Source organism: Mycobacterium sp. IDUB_28 (genome assembly GCF_055419285.1).
In genome coordinates, this window is record NZ_JBVAXK010000009.1 from 185,903 (window position 1) to 200,085 (window position 14,183).

A 14,183-nucleotide genomic window follows, 5' to 3' on the forward strand; every position below is an offset into this window, starting at 1 on the left:
TTGGCTGCCGCCGTGGTTGTCTCGTCCCCGGTCTCGCATCGGCTGACCGTCACGGCCCTGCTGCTGCTGACCTTTTCGACGGGACTGGCCGATGCGATCAGTGTCCTGGTGCTCGGCCACGTGTTCGTGGCGAACATGACCGGCAACGTGATTTTCCTGGGTTTCTGGTTCGCCCCCGACGCCAACGTGGACCTGACCGCGGCCCTGGTTGCGTTCCCGTCCTTCGTCGCCGGGACCATTCTCGGGGGCAGGATGATGCGTTATTTCGGCGATCGGATCAGGACCTGGCTCACCACCGCGCTGGGCACCGAAGCGGCCCTGCTGGCGGCGTTGTCGATCGCCGCGGGCACCGGCGTCTGCGGCTACCACGACAACAGCAAGCTGTTCCTGATCGCCGGGTTGTCGATCGCCTACGGACTGCAGCATGCCACCGCCCGCCAGTTCGGCATCCAGGAGCTCACCACCACGGTCCTGACGTCGACGATCGTCGGCCTCGGGGTGGACAGCCGGCTGGCCGGGGGCACCGGCAGTCGCGAAAAGCTCCGCTACAGCGTGGTTTTGACGATGTGCGCCGGGGCGGTGCTGGGTGCGACGCTGACGCGGTTGGTGGTCGCTCCGGTGCTCGCGCTGGCCGCAGGCATCACCGTGGTCAGCATGCTGATCTTCCGGTTCGGGCCTAGTTGAACGCGAGCCAGCTGGGCAGTGCCCGTTCGTGCGAGTCGCACAGCACCTGCCGGGTGTCGCAGGAGCCTTTGGGGCTCCCCGCACCGGCCCACATGCCGCCGGTGTCGCGGCGCAGCACGATCGCCGACGAGCCGCCACCGTCGAGCAACACCGCGGTGTCGCTGCCCAGGCCGCGGAACAGGTCCTGGATGTTGTCGGGGGTGTAGTTGCCACCCTCGAAGATGTACATCTCGTCCTTCTGCTTGTTGTAGGCCAGCGCAGTGCGCGCCGCACTGGGTCCACCGTCGTTGAGCTGGCCGGTGCTGCCGGGCGACAGCAGGCCGATGCCGGCCACCGCCACGAACTTCGCGTTCTTGTTCAGCAGATCCTGGATCACTGGCGTGGCGAGGTCGTAGTCTTCTCTGCCCTTGGGCCGCAACACATATGGCGCTCCGCCGACCGGAATGATCATCGTCGTCAGCGACGTCCAGGACTCGTTGCCACCGGAGAGGCCCTGTTTACCCGGATAGGCGACGGTGCCGGTGACGGCCTGGTTGGCGCGGCCCTGCCCGTGGGTGTTGTCCACGAAGGCGCCCAGCGGCGAACTGCAGCCGGTGTCGCGCCACGACCCGCCCTTCTGGCCGCGCACGTCGAAGAAGTTCGCGTTGATCGCGACGGTCGGCTGTCCCATCCGGGCCCAGGCCTGCAGCGGGGCATAGGTCTCCGAGGCCTGCCAGAGGCCTTCACCGGTGCGCGCGCCGGGGTTGTTCTCGCACTTGGCCTGGTCGCCGGTGTGGCTGTCGACCAGCAGGTGCGGCTGCAGGCGCGACGACGCGCTCTTGATGATCACCAGATGCCCGCCGTTGTTCATCTCGTATGCGCGACCCGAGCCGTCGAGCAGTGGCATCGGGTGACCGCCGCCGAAGTTGTAGACCAGATAGGTTCCCTTGGTGGTGGCGATGGCCTGTTCCAGCAACTCGCGCGCATCGGCAGCGCGGGCCAGCGGTTGCCCGGCGGTGCTTGCGAGGCCGACGCACACCGCGAGGGTGGCGCAACTCGCCGTCAGCCTGCGCAACACGGCAGATGGCGTCAGCACGGGAAACCCTTTCGGCCCGGTTCGGGTGAACAGGAACCATCCCAGGATTAGTCACATCTGTCACACTGTCAACTTATGTCACAGGTGCGTGACGGTTCGGCCGCGCCGGAATTACGTTTGCTCGCTTGGGGTTTCGGCTTTCTCGTCCGGGTCGTCTTCGGTGGGGGGCGCGGCCTCGGCGTTGCGCGCCTTCTCGGTGCGCGCCTGGTGCTGTGCCTGATGTTCCGCGGCGATCGCGAGCTCGACCGCGCCCGGGATCCGGTGAAAACCCTTGCGGTCGTACAGGTGTGTGACGATGCCGCCCAGCAGCAGCCCGATCACCAGCCCGATGGCGGTCATCAACAGGGCCTGGGACAGGCCGGTTTCCGGGTGGCCGTCGAGGTAAAGCAGCGAACGCACACCCAGAAAAACCTGGTGCATAGGTTCGAACTCGGCCAGCCAGCGGAACAACGGCGGCACGGCTTCCAGCGGCACCGTCGCCCCGGCCGAGGGCAGGCCCAGGATCACAAAGATCAGCATGCTGAACAGCAGGCCCATCGAACCCAGCACGGCGATCAGCGAACTGGACGTGATGCCCACCGCGCAGATGGCGAACACGCCGTAGAGCCAGAGGTGCCAGACCGACGGGATGGGCATGCCGAGCTTGTGCGCGATGGCGATGTACACCCCCGACGTGAGCAACGCCAGCACCACCATCAGCATCCACTTGATCAACAGGGTGCGGAACCGCGAGATGCGGACCTGTTCGGCGAAGCGGTAGACCGGGCCGAATTCGGCTGGCACATAACCCAGCATCGAATCCACCAGGGTGCTGACCACGATGCTGCCGGTGAAACCGGCCAGCAACAGCAGCAGCGCATAGTAAAAGGCCGACAACCCGTTTCCGGTGCCATTGGGTAGCGGGTTGTACACGGCCGACTTGATCTCTATCGGACTCTGCACGGCGAGGATGGTCGCGCCGGCCAGCGGCGTACCCGCGGCCTGGGCCTGGACTTCGGCCGAAAGACGTTCGCCGATCTTGGCATTCGCCGTGGTCGCCACCTGGGTCAGCGCCTGACCGGCGATGCTCGAGCCGAGGGTGCCGGCCCGCGGGTTGGTCGAGATCGTGATGGTCGCCCGTTGCCCGCGGCTGGGCGACAACGCACTCTCGCCGAGCTCATGCAGCGTCGACGAGAACGACACCGGGATGACCAGCTCGCCGTACACCTGGGCTCGGTCGAGCAACTGTCTGGCTTCGGCCTGAGTCACGACGCGGACGTCGAACTTGTCCTTGTCCGCGTTGGCCAGCAGACCGTCCACCACCTGTTTGCCATACGGCCCGGCGTCCTGGTTGACGACGGCGACCGGGAAATGCCGCAGGTTGGTGGTCGGATTCAGGATGCCGCCCAGATACAGCGCGGACAACGCGGACAGCAACGCCAACGTGATGACGATGGGCGCCGCCCAGAACCGCACCGTGCGAAGGGACTTGGTGTTCCGGTCGGGCTTGGGCAGCGCGTGCCGAGCCTGCTTCTGAGACATGGGGCTCCTGTCTGTCGTGCCCACTGTATCGGCTCGAACCGACCGTCAGCCGCCCAGTTTCGCGTGCATCTCCCACACCAGCACCTCGCAGTTCCGCAGCGCGGTCAACCGCCGGCCGCAGGTGTCGGTGAGCCGGGCGGCGTCACCGACCGCGAGTTCGCCGGCGTCCTCGAGTCGCACTTCGCCGCGTGTGACGAACGCGTGCAGATACGGTGCCGCGGGTAGCTCCACCGAGTCGCCGGTGCCCAGCCGCGCGACGTGCAGTGCGGCCGAGCGGTTGTGCAGTGTCAGGGCCCCGTCGTGTCCGGGGATGCCCGAGGCGATGGTGAGAAGACCGCCGCGGGACAGTTGGTCGTCGACATCGACCTGCTGGTGGCCGGGGGTGATGCCGGTCTGATCCGGCGCGATCCACATCTGGATGAAATGCACTGGCTTGAAAGAGGATTCGTTCTTCTCCGAATGGACAATGCCACTGCCGGCCGACATCCGTTGTGCCAGGCCGGGATAGATGACACCCTGGTTGCCGGCCGAATCCCGGTGAGTGAGTTCGCCGTCCAGTACCCAGGTGACGATCTCCATGTCCCGGTGTGGATGGCTGTCGAATCCGGTGGCCGGCTGCACGCGGTCGTCGTTGTTGACCAGCAGCAGTCCGTGGTGGGTGTTGTCGGGGTCGTAGTGATCGCCGAACGAGAAAGAATGCCGGGACTGCAGCCAATCTGTCCTGGTGACAGCGCGATCCACGGCTCGCCGGATGTCCACGGTGGCAGGCACGGGCGCTACCCTCGTGCGGCCGGCAGGGCTCGGGCGTGCGCGTCATCGAGCCCGGTCACGGTCGGGCGTCCTGATGGCCGGGGTACGTCGCGGCGGCCAGTTGCAGGATCTCGTCGCGATCGGCCGCCAGGATGAAACCGGACTGAATCGCCTCGTCCAGCGCGAGGGTGAACCCGGCCAGGTAATCCGGCGCGCCCCCCGGGTAGAGCCGGCGCAGGGTGTCCTCGTCGAATGGTTCGCCGGAACCGAAGATCGCCGACATGATGTTTGCGTCGTCGCTGACCCCCGACGTCCGGGCGATCGGAATGTCCACCCACGGGGTGCGCACGCCACCCGCGGCGATGCCATGGGCGTCCAGCACCGGCGCGGGCGGGTCGTCCTCATGCACCTCCAGCAATGGCGCGCTGGGCGGCGGCGCGCCGGTGCGCACCCAGTTGTGCAGTGCGGCAAGCGCAGCCTGCACCACGTAGTGGTGTTGCGGGCCGAAGTTGATGTAGTGGTCGAGCTGCTGGCCCATCAGGCTGCGGGTGGGGGTGTAGGCCGCCGCGAGGTCCTCGATGGACGCCGACCCGGAGTCGATGGCTGCGACCTGGATCGTGTAATTGTCGGCGTGCGCGGCGCCGGCGATCTCCCACACCCGCAGCAGCTCGTTGTCGGGTTGCCTGGCGAAGTAGTACCCCTGCGGCGTGGCGCCGAAGAGATCGGTTTCGGTGATGACCGTGACGAGCGGCACGCGCAGGTCCGGCCGGAACCTGACCGGCGTCGAGGGGGCGTTGAGCAGCTCGAAGATGGACCGGCTGTCCACCGGCGCGGCGGGGCCGAAGCGGGAGTGCACCAGAAAACCGTCGTACACCTCAGCCAGCGGATCCACGGCATTGATGTAGCTGGTCAAGAACATCGCGGACTGCGATTCACCGAGGGCGATGACGTGCTCGGCGGTCAGCCCGTCCAGGACGGCCGGGCCGGAGTCGGTGACCAGCCGGCCGGCCTGGGAGAAGATGTCGTAGGCGAACGCATCGCCGGGGTGCTCCAGGCTCGCATACCGTTGCGGGCTTTGACTTTTCAGCGACATATCCATGCCCAGCAGATTCATTCCGCCGTCGACGCCGACCTTCTGGACCGAGACCATGACGTAGGCGTAGCCCGCGCGGATCACCTCGCGGTGAGCCATCATCCAGACGGCCGGCGCATCGATGCCACCGCTGACATTGAGCCACTCGACCAGCACGGAGCCGTTGAACCTGGTGTGATCGGCAGGAGTCAGCACCACCATCCGGGTGATGTAATCCGCTGTCTGCGAAGGGATTACCGTCCACCGGCCGCCCGGGTCCAGCTCGCCTTCGGGGGTGTAGGACCGCGCGGTGCCGGAGATGAAGAACTCGTGCGCGACGTAGCCCACCTCGCCGATGTCGAAGGCGCCCAACAGCAGCAGCGGCTGACCTGGCACAGGTGTGGCGGTAGGCGAATCTGTCACAGCGACTCCGGCAGTCCGAATGTGGTGAACAACGACCCGTCCAGAAACGCGACGACATGCGACACACCGTCGCTGCGGATGTCCAGGACGTGCAGCTGGAACGGCACATGCCGCTCGCCCACCCGCAGGTACATCGCCGCCGCCGGCTGTCCGTTGGCCAGCAACGGAACCATCCGCATGTCACCCGGCAGCTCGGCGGGGCATTTCTGGTGAATGAGCGCGATGATGTCGCGCGCGCCCCGGTACCAGCCGGTGTAGGGCGGCATCTCCCAGATGGCCTCGGCGGTGAACACGTCGACCAGCTGGTCGATGTCGTAGGACTCGAACGCGGCGATGTAGCGGGCCAGCAGATCCTGGGCCTGGGCCGAGTCGGGGTCCGCGAGCCGGTCTTCCGTGCTGGGCCCGACAGCTTCCAACTGGGTGCGGGCCCGCTGCAGCAGACTGTTGACGGCGACGGTGGTGGTGCCGATGGCCTCGGCCACCTCGGCGGCCTTCCACTGCAACACATCCCGCAGCAGCAACACCGCCCGCTGCCGCGCCGACAGGTGCTGCAGGGCGGCCACGAACGCCAGCCGCACCGATTCGCGCCGGCCGACCACTTCCGCGGGATCGTGCGGGTCTGCCTGCGGCAGGGGCTCCAGCCAGGGCACCTCGGCCCGCTCGACGAGCTCCGCCGTCGGGTCCGAGCTGGAGGTACCCAGCCCGGTCGGCAGCGGCCGGCGCTGCTGACCCTCCAGGGCCGTCAGGCAGGTGTTGGTGGCGATGCGGTACAGCCAGGTGCGCACTGAGGATCTGCCCTCGAACCGGTCATAGGATTTCCAGGCCCGCAGCAGGGTCTCCTGCACCAGATCCTCGGCGTCGTGCAGGGAGCCGGTCATCCGGTAGCAGTGTGCGAGCAGTTCACGCCGATAAGGCTCGGCGTGGGCGGCGAAATCGGAGGCCGAAGCACCCTCGCCACCGGCCGTGTTTTCGGTGAGCACACTCACCCGGTCGAGACTACGCAGACGCTGTGACAACTCATAGGCAGGAGACGCCTTCCGTCGCCTAAGCTGCCCTCAATGACTACCACCCGCACGGAACGGACCTTCGACGGTGTCGGCGGAGTGCGCATCGTCTACGACGTGTGGTCGCCGGATGTCGCACCGCGCGCGGTAGTGGTCCTGGCCCACGGATTCGGCGAACACGCCCGCCGCTACGACCACGTCACGACGCGGTTGGGGGAGGCCGGGCTGGTCACCTACGCCCTGGACCATCGCGGCCACGGCCGTTCCGGCGGCAAACGGGTGCAGGTGAAGAACATCGCGGAGTACACCGCCGACCTGGACACCCTCGTCGGCATCGCCACCCGGGAATACCCGGGTCTCAAGCGCATCGTGCTGGGACACAGCATGGGCGGCGCGATCGTGTTCGCCTACGGCGTGGAACGTCCCGACAACTACGACCTGATGGTGCTCTCGGCCCCGGCGATAGCCGCGCAGGAGATGGTGCCCGCGGTGGTCGCGCTGGCCGCCAAGGTGCTGGGCGCGCTGGCCCCCGGCTTGCCGGTGCAGCCGCTGGACACCGACGCGATCTCGCGGGACCCCGAGGTGGTCAAGGCCTACTACGACGATCCCCTGGTGTACCACGGCAAGGTCTCGGCCGGGATCGGCCGCGCGTTGCTGGCGGTCGGCGAGACGATGTCCCAGCGGGCGCCGGCGGTGACGGCTCCGCTGCTGGTGCTGCATGGCACCGAGGACCGGCTGACCCCGATCCAGGGCAGCCGACAGGTCATCAGATGCGTGGGTTCCGGCGATGTCCAGCTCAAGGAGTACCCGGGGCTGTACCACGAGGTCTTCAACGAGCCCGAGCGGGATCAGGTGCTGGGCGACGTGGTGTCGTGGATCAACCTGCGGCTGTGAAGCGTGTCGGACCGCCGGATTAGTTTGGCCCCATGACCGACGATAAGATGCTGTCCCGTATCGCGGCACTGCTACGCCAGGCGGAGGGTACCGACAACACCCACGAAGCCGACGCGTTTCTGAGTGCCGCACAGCGGTTGGCGACGGCCGCGTCCATCGACCTGGCGGTGGCGCGTTCGCATTCCTCCAACCGATCCGCCGCGCAGATCCCCACCCAGCGCACCATTACCATCGGCAACGCGGGCACGCGCGGGTTGCGCACGTACGCACAGCTTTTCGTGCTGATCGCCGCGGCGAACGACGTGCGCTGCGACATCGCGTCCAACTCCACGTTCATCTACGCCTACGGATTCGCCGAGGACATCGACGCCACCCACGCGTTGTACGCCAGCCTGGTGGTGCAGATGGTGCGCGCCTCGGATGCCTACCTGGCGTCCGGCGCGCACCGTCCCACGCCGACCATCACCGCCCGGCTCAACTTCCAGCTCGCGTTCGGGGCGCGGGTCGGTCAGCGGCTGGCCGAAGCGCGCGAGCAGGCCCGTCAGGAAGTGACCAGGGATCGCAGTCGCGCGCCGGGGACGGCGATCGCGTTGCGGGACAAAGAAGTCGAGCTGCGTGATCACTACCGGAGCGCATCGAGGGCGCGGGGCACCTGGCAGGCCAGCCGGGCCACGGCCGGGTACTCGTCGGCTGCCCGACGCGCGGGTGACCGGGCCGGTCGACGGGCCCGGCTGGGCAACAGTCCCGAGTTGCCGGGCGCCCGGACCGCGCTGGGCCGGTGACGCGAGATACCCAGCGCGCCAAGGTCTATGGGGCCGAAGTCTTCGTCCGGGCGATGTTCGACCGCGCCCGGGAGCACGGGTTGCCGAGCGTGCAGTTCTTCGGTACGCAGCTGACGCTGCCGCCCGAGGCCCGGTTCGCGTCCGTCGAGTCGGTGCAGCGCTACGTCGACGACGTGTTGGCGCTGCCCGCGGTGCGGTTGCAGTGGCCGACGGTGTCACCGCTGCGGGTCCGGGCGCGACGCGCGGCCAGCGCCGCGCACTACGAAAACCGCGGCGGCGCCGGCACTATCGCTGTTCCGGACCGGGTCAGCGCCGACTGGGCGATGCGTGAATTGGTGGTGCTGCACGAGGTGGCGCACCATCTGAGCCAGGTCGCCCCGGCACACGGGCCGGAGTTCGTAGCGACGATGTGCACGTTGACGGAGTTGGTGATGGGTCCCGAAGTAGGGCATGTGCTGCGGGTGGTGTACGCCAAAGAGGGAGTGCGATGAAGGACCACGAAGCCGATGCGCGCGCACACGAAGTCGAAGCGCAGCTGACCGACGACGAGCGGTTCGCCCTGTTGGTGGGCGTCATGGGTGCCGGGGACATGTGGCCGCTGCGCGACGAGCGCATCCCGCCGGAGGTACCGATGAGCGCCGGATATGTGCCGGGCATCGCCCGCCTCGGCGTGCCGGCACTGCGGATGAGCGACGCCGGACTCGGGGTGACCAATCCCGGTTTCCGCCCGGGTGACACCGCCACCGCCCTGCCCGCCGGGCTGGCGCTGGCGGCCAGTTTCAACCCGGAGCTGGCCCGCGCCGCGGGATCGGTGATCGGCGCGGAGGCACGCAGCCGCGGACTGAACGTACAACTGGCCGGTGCGATGAACCTGGCCCGCGACCCGCGCAACGGCCGCAACTTCGAATACTTCTCCGAAGATCCGCTGCTGAGTGGGGTGCTGGCCGCCGAACAGATCCTCGGCATCCAGCAGCACGGTGTCATCAGCACGGCGAAGCATTTCGCGCTGAACTGCAACGAGACCAATCGGCACTGGCTCGACGCGGTCATCGACCCCGACGCACACCGCGAATCCGACCTGCTGGCTTTCCAGATTGCGATCGAGCGGGGCCGCCCCGGGGCGGTGATGGCTGCCTACAACAAGGTCAACGGCGCCTACTGCGCGGCCAACGCAGTCCTGCTCACCGAGATACTCAAAGGCGGGTGGGGATACCGCGGCTGGGTCATGTCGGACTGGGGCGGCACACCGGGTTGGGAGTGTGCGCTGGCCGGGCTCGACCAGGAATGCGGCGCGCAGATCGATGCGTTGCTCTGGCAGGCAGAGACCTTCGGCGAGCCGCTGCGCGCGGCGTACGCCGATGGACGGTTGCCCGCCGAGCGGCTGTCCGACATGGTGCGCCGCATCCTGCGGTCCATCTTCGCCGTCGGGGCGGACCGATGGGGGCCGGTGCCGGAGCCGGATATGCACGCGCACAACGCTATTGCGACCGAAGTCGCGCGTCAGGGCATCGTGCTGCTGCAGAACCGGGGAGTCCTTCCGGTGACGTCCGCAGCCCGGATCGCGGTGATCGGCGGCCACGCTCAGCTCGGTGTGCCGGCCGGATACGGCTCCAGCACCGTGCTGCCGCCCGGCGGCTATGCGGGTGTGGTCCCGATCGGGGGCGCCGGGCTGGAAGCCGGGATGCGCAATCTGTATCTACTGCCGTCGAGCCCGCTCGAGGAACTCAGAAAGCAATTCCCGCACGCCGAAGTCGAATTCGACCCCGGCATCAACCCCGCCGAGGCGGTCCCGGTGGCCCGCCGCGCCGACATCGCGATCGTGTTCGCAACCCGAGCCGAAGGGGAGGGATTCGACGGCGCGGACCTGTCGCTGCCGTGGGGCCAGGATGCGCTGATCGCCGCAGTCGCGGCGGTCAACCCGAACACGGTGGTGGTGCTCGAGACCGGCAACCCGGTGGTGATGCCGTGGCGCGCTGCGGTGAACGCAATCCTGCAGGCCTGGTATCCCGGGCAGCGGGGTGGTCAGGCCATCGCCGAAGTCATTGCCGGACAGGTCAATCCGTCGGGACGGCTGCCGGTCACCTTTCCGGCGGATCTCGGCCAGACACCGCGACCGCAACTGCCCGAGGTCGCCGGGCTGGGGACGCCGAGCACGATCCACTACACCGAGGGCGCCGAGGTCGGTTACCGGTGGTTCGCGTCCACCGGGCAGGAACCGTTGTTCGCGTTCGGCCACGGGTTGTCCTACACCAGCTTCGAGTACCGCGAGCTCGAGATTGTCGGCGGCGATACGGTGGCCGTCACCTGCACCGTGGTCAACACCGGCGAGCGGACCGGCACCGAGGTGCCGCAGCTGTATCTGACCGCAGCGCCCGACGGAAAGCGGTTGCGGCTGTTGGGTTTCGACAGGGTGGAACTGCTGCCCGGGGAGTCCCGCCGGGTACACATCCACGCCGAGCCGCGGCTGCTGGCCCGCTTCGAGGCGGGGAGCTGGCGGATCGCGGCGGGCCGGCACGCGGTGGCTGTCGGCGCGTCGGCGGTGGACCTGAGGTTGACCGGCGAGGTCGAGTTAACCGGCCGCACGTTCGGGTGCTGAGGGACACCCCGAACGTACGACCCGCGGGCACCGGGGTGACTCAGCCGGTTCCGCCGTCCAATCCATCCAGTCCGGGGTCGCCGGCGGAGCCGTCGACACCACCAGGCGGGGTGCCGTGGCCGCCGGTGCCGCCGGTGCCGCCGGTTCCGCCGCTGCCACCCGGTGCGGCATCGCCGTCGCCACCGGCGCCGCCCGAACCACCGTCGCCGCCGTCGCCGCCGTCGGCACCTTTACCGCCGCCGGTGGGGACCCCGCCGCCTCCGCCGCCGCCGCCGTTGCCGCCGTGCCCGCCGTGTGCGCCGGCCTGGCCGGAAGTCGTTGCGTCGCCGCCCTTTCCGCCCGTGCCGCCGATGCCACCGATACCGCCCGCACCCGCGTCACCGCCACCGGCTGCCGGCCCGCCGCCACCACCGATACCGCCGACACCGCCGGTTCCACCGGCCTGGCCCGGTAGGCCGGGTGCTCCGGAACCGCCCTGACCGCCGTCGCCGCCCACGCCACCGACCGCACCGTCATAACCGCCGCCGCCCACGCCACCGGTACCGCCGACGCCGCCGGTACCTGCTCCGCCGACCCCACCGGAATTACCGGTTCCCGACCCGGGTTGTCCGCCACCGCCGCCGTTGCCGCCGAGTCCGCCCGTACCGCCGCCGCCCGCCGGCAACGGCGAGGTGTTGTCCCCGTTGCCGCCGAGGCCGCCGTCGCCACCCTGGCCACCCGTGCCGCCGAGGCCGCCGTTGCCGTTGGTGCCACCCAGGCCGGCCGAGCCGCCGAGGCCGCCCTGTCCGCCCTGTCCGCCGATTCCGCCTTGGTATCCCTGCTGGTTGGGTCCGCCGACGGCGCCCTCGCCACCCTGGCCGCCCAATCCGCCCTCGCCACCGTTGCCGGCGGTGCCACCGGGGCCGGGAAGCCCGCCGGTGCCGCCCATGCCGCCGTTGCCACCGGCATAGCCCGGTTGTCCGACACCTCCGTCGCCGTCACCGCCCCAGCCGCCTTGTCCGCCGTTGCCACCATTGCCGGCGGTGCTGCCGGTACCCGGGTTGCCGCCGTTGCCGCCGGTACCCCCGGTGGCACCGGGTAGGCCTGCCGCGTTGCTACCGGCGCCGCCCCAGCCGCCCTCGCCACCGGCGCCCCCGTTGCCGCCTCTGCCGCCGGTCGCGGCGGCTCCACCTGTGCCCGGATCGCCGCCGTCGCCGCCATTGCCACCGGTGCCGCCGATCAGGCCGGGCTGGCCGGTGGTGCCGTCCCCGCCGCCGTCGCCGCCTTCCCCGCCCTGTCCACCGTCGCCGCCGGTGCCCGCGGTCCCGCCGGTGCCGCTGTTACCGCCGAGTCCGCCGTGACCGCCGTGTCCGCCCTCTGGTCCGGCCTGCCCGAGTGCGGCGTTGCCGCCGTTGCCGCCGTTGCCGCCGTCGCCGCCGGTGCCGGCGGCACCCCAGCTGTTGCGCGTTCCGTCCCCGTTGAGTCCGCCGGCGGCCGAGTCGCCGCCCTTGCCGCCGTTGCCACCGTCGCCGCCGGCACCGATTTCACCGCCGCCGCCGGATCCGCCGTTTCCGCCGAAACCGCCATAGCCGCCATAGCCGCCGTAACGCTGGGAACCTGCCGTCGCGTCGCCACCGACAGCGCCTCCCCCTCCGGTGCCGCCGTCGCCACCGGCGGCGGCCTTGCCGACGGCGCCGTCACCGTGGCCGTCGGCACCGCCGACGCCGCCGTGACCGCCATTGCCGCCGTTGCCGCCGTTCTGGCTGCCGCTGCCGCTGTCGGCGGCACCACTGCCACCGACACCGCCGTTGCCCCCGCGGCCGCCCACGCCGCCGTCGCCGTTGGTACCGCCGGCCGGACTGTTTCCGCCGTCGCCGCCGTCGCCGGCGTGGCCGCCGTGGCCGCCCAGGTGCCCGGATCCCGCCAGGCCGGCCGCCCCTTGGCCACCGTTGCCCCCGGTACCGCCTCTACCGGCGGTACCACCAGTTCCGCCGCTGCCGCCGGTACCGGCGATGCCGCTGGTTCCGCCGGTGCCGCCGTCGCCGCCGCTGCCACCGTCGCCAGCGCCGCTGCCGGTGTCGGCGGCGCCGTCCGCACCGTCGGCACCGACGCCTCCAACGCCGCCGTCACCGCCATCTCCGTTGCGACCACCGGCGCCGCTGTCGCCGCCTGATCCGCCCTGCCCACCTGGACCGCCCTTGCCGCCGTTGGGACTGCCGGTCGTTGTCGCGTGCGTGCCGGCTCCGCCTTCGCCACCGGTGCCACCCTTACCGCCGTCGCCGTAAGCGCCCGAGGATCCGCCGCTGCCGCCGGTCCCGGCGGCACCGCCGGCGCCGGCATTCCCGCCATCGCCGCCGACACCTCCGGCACTGCCGCCGAAGGCATCTGAGGAGTCAGGAGCCCCGAGACCGCCGATTCCACCAGTCCCGCCGTGGCCGCCGCGCCCGCCGCTGCCATTGGTGCCGAACGGGCCCGCATTGCCACCGGCTCCGGCATCGCCGCCGGTACCGGCTTGGCCGCCGTTGCCGCCGTCGGAATAGTTCGCGCTGCCGGTCACTCCCTTGCCGCCGGTGCCACCGTCGCCGCCCCGACCACCGTCGCCGCCGGTACCACCGGCGCCGAACAGGCCGGCGGTGCCACCGACTCCGCCGCGGCCGCCACTCCCACCGTCGCCGCCCTGCTGGCCACCCGGGCCGGTGGTCCCGGCCAGTCCGGCCCCACCTGTGCCCCCTGCGCCACCGTTGCCGAGCAGCCATCCGCCGCTGCCGCCCGCGCCGCCGGTCCCGCCCGCGCCACCCAGACCGCCGGCACCGCCGTTGCCGATGAGTCCGGCGGCCCCGCCGGCTCCACCGGTCGCCCCGGCTTTGGTGCTGGTGCCGCCCCTGCCGCCGTTGCCGTACAGGATCCCGCCTGCACCGCCGGCGGTGCCGACGCCGTCGACGGTGGCACCGTTGGCGCCGTTGCCGATCAGCGGCCGGCCGAGCAGAACGTTGCTGGGACCGTTCAGCAGCCCGAGCAGGCCGGTGTTCGCCGCCTCATTCGACAGGTAGCTGTCCGCGCCGGACAGCAGGTTGCCGACGAACTGGCTGTGGAACGCCGAGGCATCGGCGGCCAGCCTCTGGTAGTTGGCGGCGTGCTGGGAGAAAAGCTCAGCGACGGCGAGGGATATCTCGTCGGCGGCCGCGCTGCCCACCTGGGTCGTGACGGTGGCCGCAGCGGCGTTGCCAGCCGCGACACCGGTGCCGATTCGGCGTAGGTCGGCAGCCGCGGAGGCCACCACATCGGGCGATAAACGCAGAAACGACACGGCGATACCTCAGTGGTGTGTGGGCAAGCGGGAAGGTTGATCCGGCACGACGCCGGACACCGCGGGCGACATTAGTTGAAGTTTCTGATCGCCGAC

Annotated in this window: 10 protein-coding genes and 1 pseudogene; 5 read left to right on the forward strand and 6 right to left on the reverse strand. The window is 70.1% G+C overall.

Translation table 11 applies throughout. From position 1 onward, the window contains the following. Positions 1-12 precede the first annotated feature (12 nt). On the forward strand, positions 13-684 hold the full coding sequence (locus ACZYZ9_RS19770; protein WP_463827961.1) for a YoaK family protein: 672 nt from the start codon (positions 13-15) through the stop codon (positions 682-684). Here the strand turns inward: ACZYZ9_RS19770 and ACZYZ9_RS19775 are convergent. The 5 genes and pseudogenes from ACZYZ9_RS19775 to ACZYZ9_RS19795 all read right to left on the reverse strand — a co-directional run bounded on the left by ACZYZ9_RS19775 (position 677) and on the right by ACZYZ9_RS19795 (position 6,511). Continuing rightward, positions 677-1,799, reverse strand: a pseudogene (locus tag ACZYZ9_RS19775) (phosphodiester glycosidase family protein). The gene ACZYZ9_RS19770 and the pseudogene ACZYZ9_RS19775 sit on opposite strands and share 8 nt — an antisense overlap. A 71-nt stretch (positions 1,800-1,870) precedes the next feature. Then, positions 1,871-3,280: a YhgE/Pip domain-containing protein gene (locus tag ACZYZ9_RS19780; RefSeq protein ID WP_463827962.1), complete on the reverse strand. Its 1,410-nt coding sequence runs from the start codon at positions 3,278-3,280 to the stop codon at positions 1,871-1,873. Between the two features lie 45 nt (positions 3,281-3,325). Further along, a complete protein-coding gene (locus tag ACZYZ9_RS19785; protein ID WP_463827963.1) occupies positions 3,326-4,051 on the reverse strand; it encodes a pirin family protein in 726 nt (241 codons plus the stop codon). A 55-nt stretch (positions 4,052-4,106) separates the two neighbouring features. Further along, positions 4,107-5,525, reverse strand: coding sequence for an alpha/beta hydrolase domain-containing protein (locus ACZYZ9_RS19790; RefSeq protein ID WP_463827964.1), 1,419 nt, complete (start codon positions 5,523-5,525; stop codon positions 4,107-4,109). Next, on the reverse strand, positions 5,522-6,511 hold the full coding sequence (locus tag ACZYZ9_RS19795) for a sigma-70 family RNA polymerase sigma factor (RefSeq protein WP_463827965.1): 990 nt from the start codon (positions 6,509-6,511) through the stop codon (positions 5,522-5,524). The genes ACZYZ9_RS19790 and ACZYZ9_RS19795 overlap by 4 nt, the downstream gene beginning before the upstream one ends. Before the next feature lie 72 nt (positions 6,512-6,583). Here ACZYZ9_RS19795 and ACZYZ9_RS19800 point away from each other — a divergent pair, with 72 nt between their 5' ends. Genes ACZYZ9_RS19800 through ACZYZ9_RS19815 form a run of 4 tightly spaced genes read left to right on the forward strand, consistent with a single transcriptional unit; the run spans position 6,584 to position 10,801 of the window. Beyond that, entirely contained in the window at positions 6,584-7,423 is an 840-nt protein-coding gene (locus tag ACZYZ9_RS19800; protein ID WP_463827966.1) for an alpha/beta hydrolase, read from the forward strand. Positions 7,424-7,455: 32 nt separating this feature from the next. After that, positions 7,456-8,205, forward strand: coding sequence for a DUF2786 domain-containing protein (locus ACZYZ9_RS19805; RefSeq protein ID WP_463827967.1), 750 nt, complete (start codon positions 7,456-7,458; stop codon positions 8,203-8,205). Further along, a complete protein-coding gene (locus tag ACZYZ9_RS19810) occupies positions 8,202-8,696 on the forward strand; it encodes a TIGR04338 family metallohydrolase (RefSeq protein ID WP_463827968.1) in 495 nt (164 codons plus the stop codon). Before ACZYZ9_RS19805 ends, ACZYZ9_RS19810 begins: the two co-directional genes overlap by 4 nt. Beyond that, positions 8,693-10,801, forward strand: a complete 2,109-nt coding sequence (locus tag ACZYZ9_RS19815) for a glycoside hydrolase family 3 protein (protein WP_463827969.1) — start codon at positions 8,693-8,695, stop codon at positions 10,799-10,801. Before ACZYZ9_RS19810 ends, ACZYZ9_RS19815 begins: the two co-directional genes overlap by 4 nt. A gap of 40 nt (positions 10,802-10,841) precedes the next feature. Here the strand turns inward: ACZYZ9_RS19815 and ACZYZ9_RS19820 are convergent, their stop codons facing one another. Then, positions 10,842-14,087: a PE family protein gene (locus ACZYZ9_RS19820; protein WP_463827970.1), complete on the reverse strand. Its 3,246-nt coding sequence runs from the start codon at positions 14,085-14,087 to the stop codon at positions 10,842-10,844. Positions 14,088-14,183 lie beyond the last annotated feature (96 nt).

Coding starts and splice junctions, on each gene's coding strand:
- ACZYZ9_RS19780 (WP_463827962.1), bottom strand. CDS start 3,280: ATGTCTCAGAAGCAGGCTCGGCACGCGCTGCCCAAGCCCGACCGGAAC.
- ACZYZ9_RS19800 (WP_463827966.1), top strand. CDS start 6,584: ATGACTACCACCCGCACGGAACGGACCTTCGACGGTGTCGGCGGAGTG.
- ACZYZ9_RS19805 (WP_463827967.1), top strand. CDS start 7,456: ATGACCGACGATAAGATGCTGTCCCGTATCGCGGCACTGCTACGCCAG.
- ACZYZ9_RS19815 (WP_463827969.1), top strand. CDS start 8,693: ATGAAGGACCACGAAGCCGATGCGCGCGCACACGAAGTCGAAGCGCAG.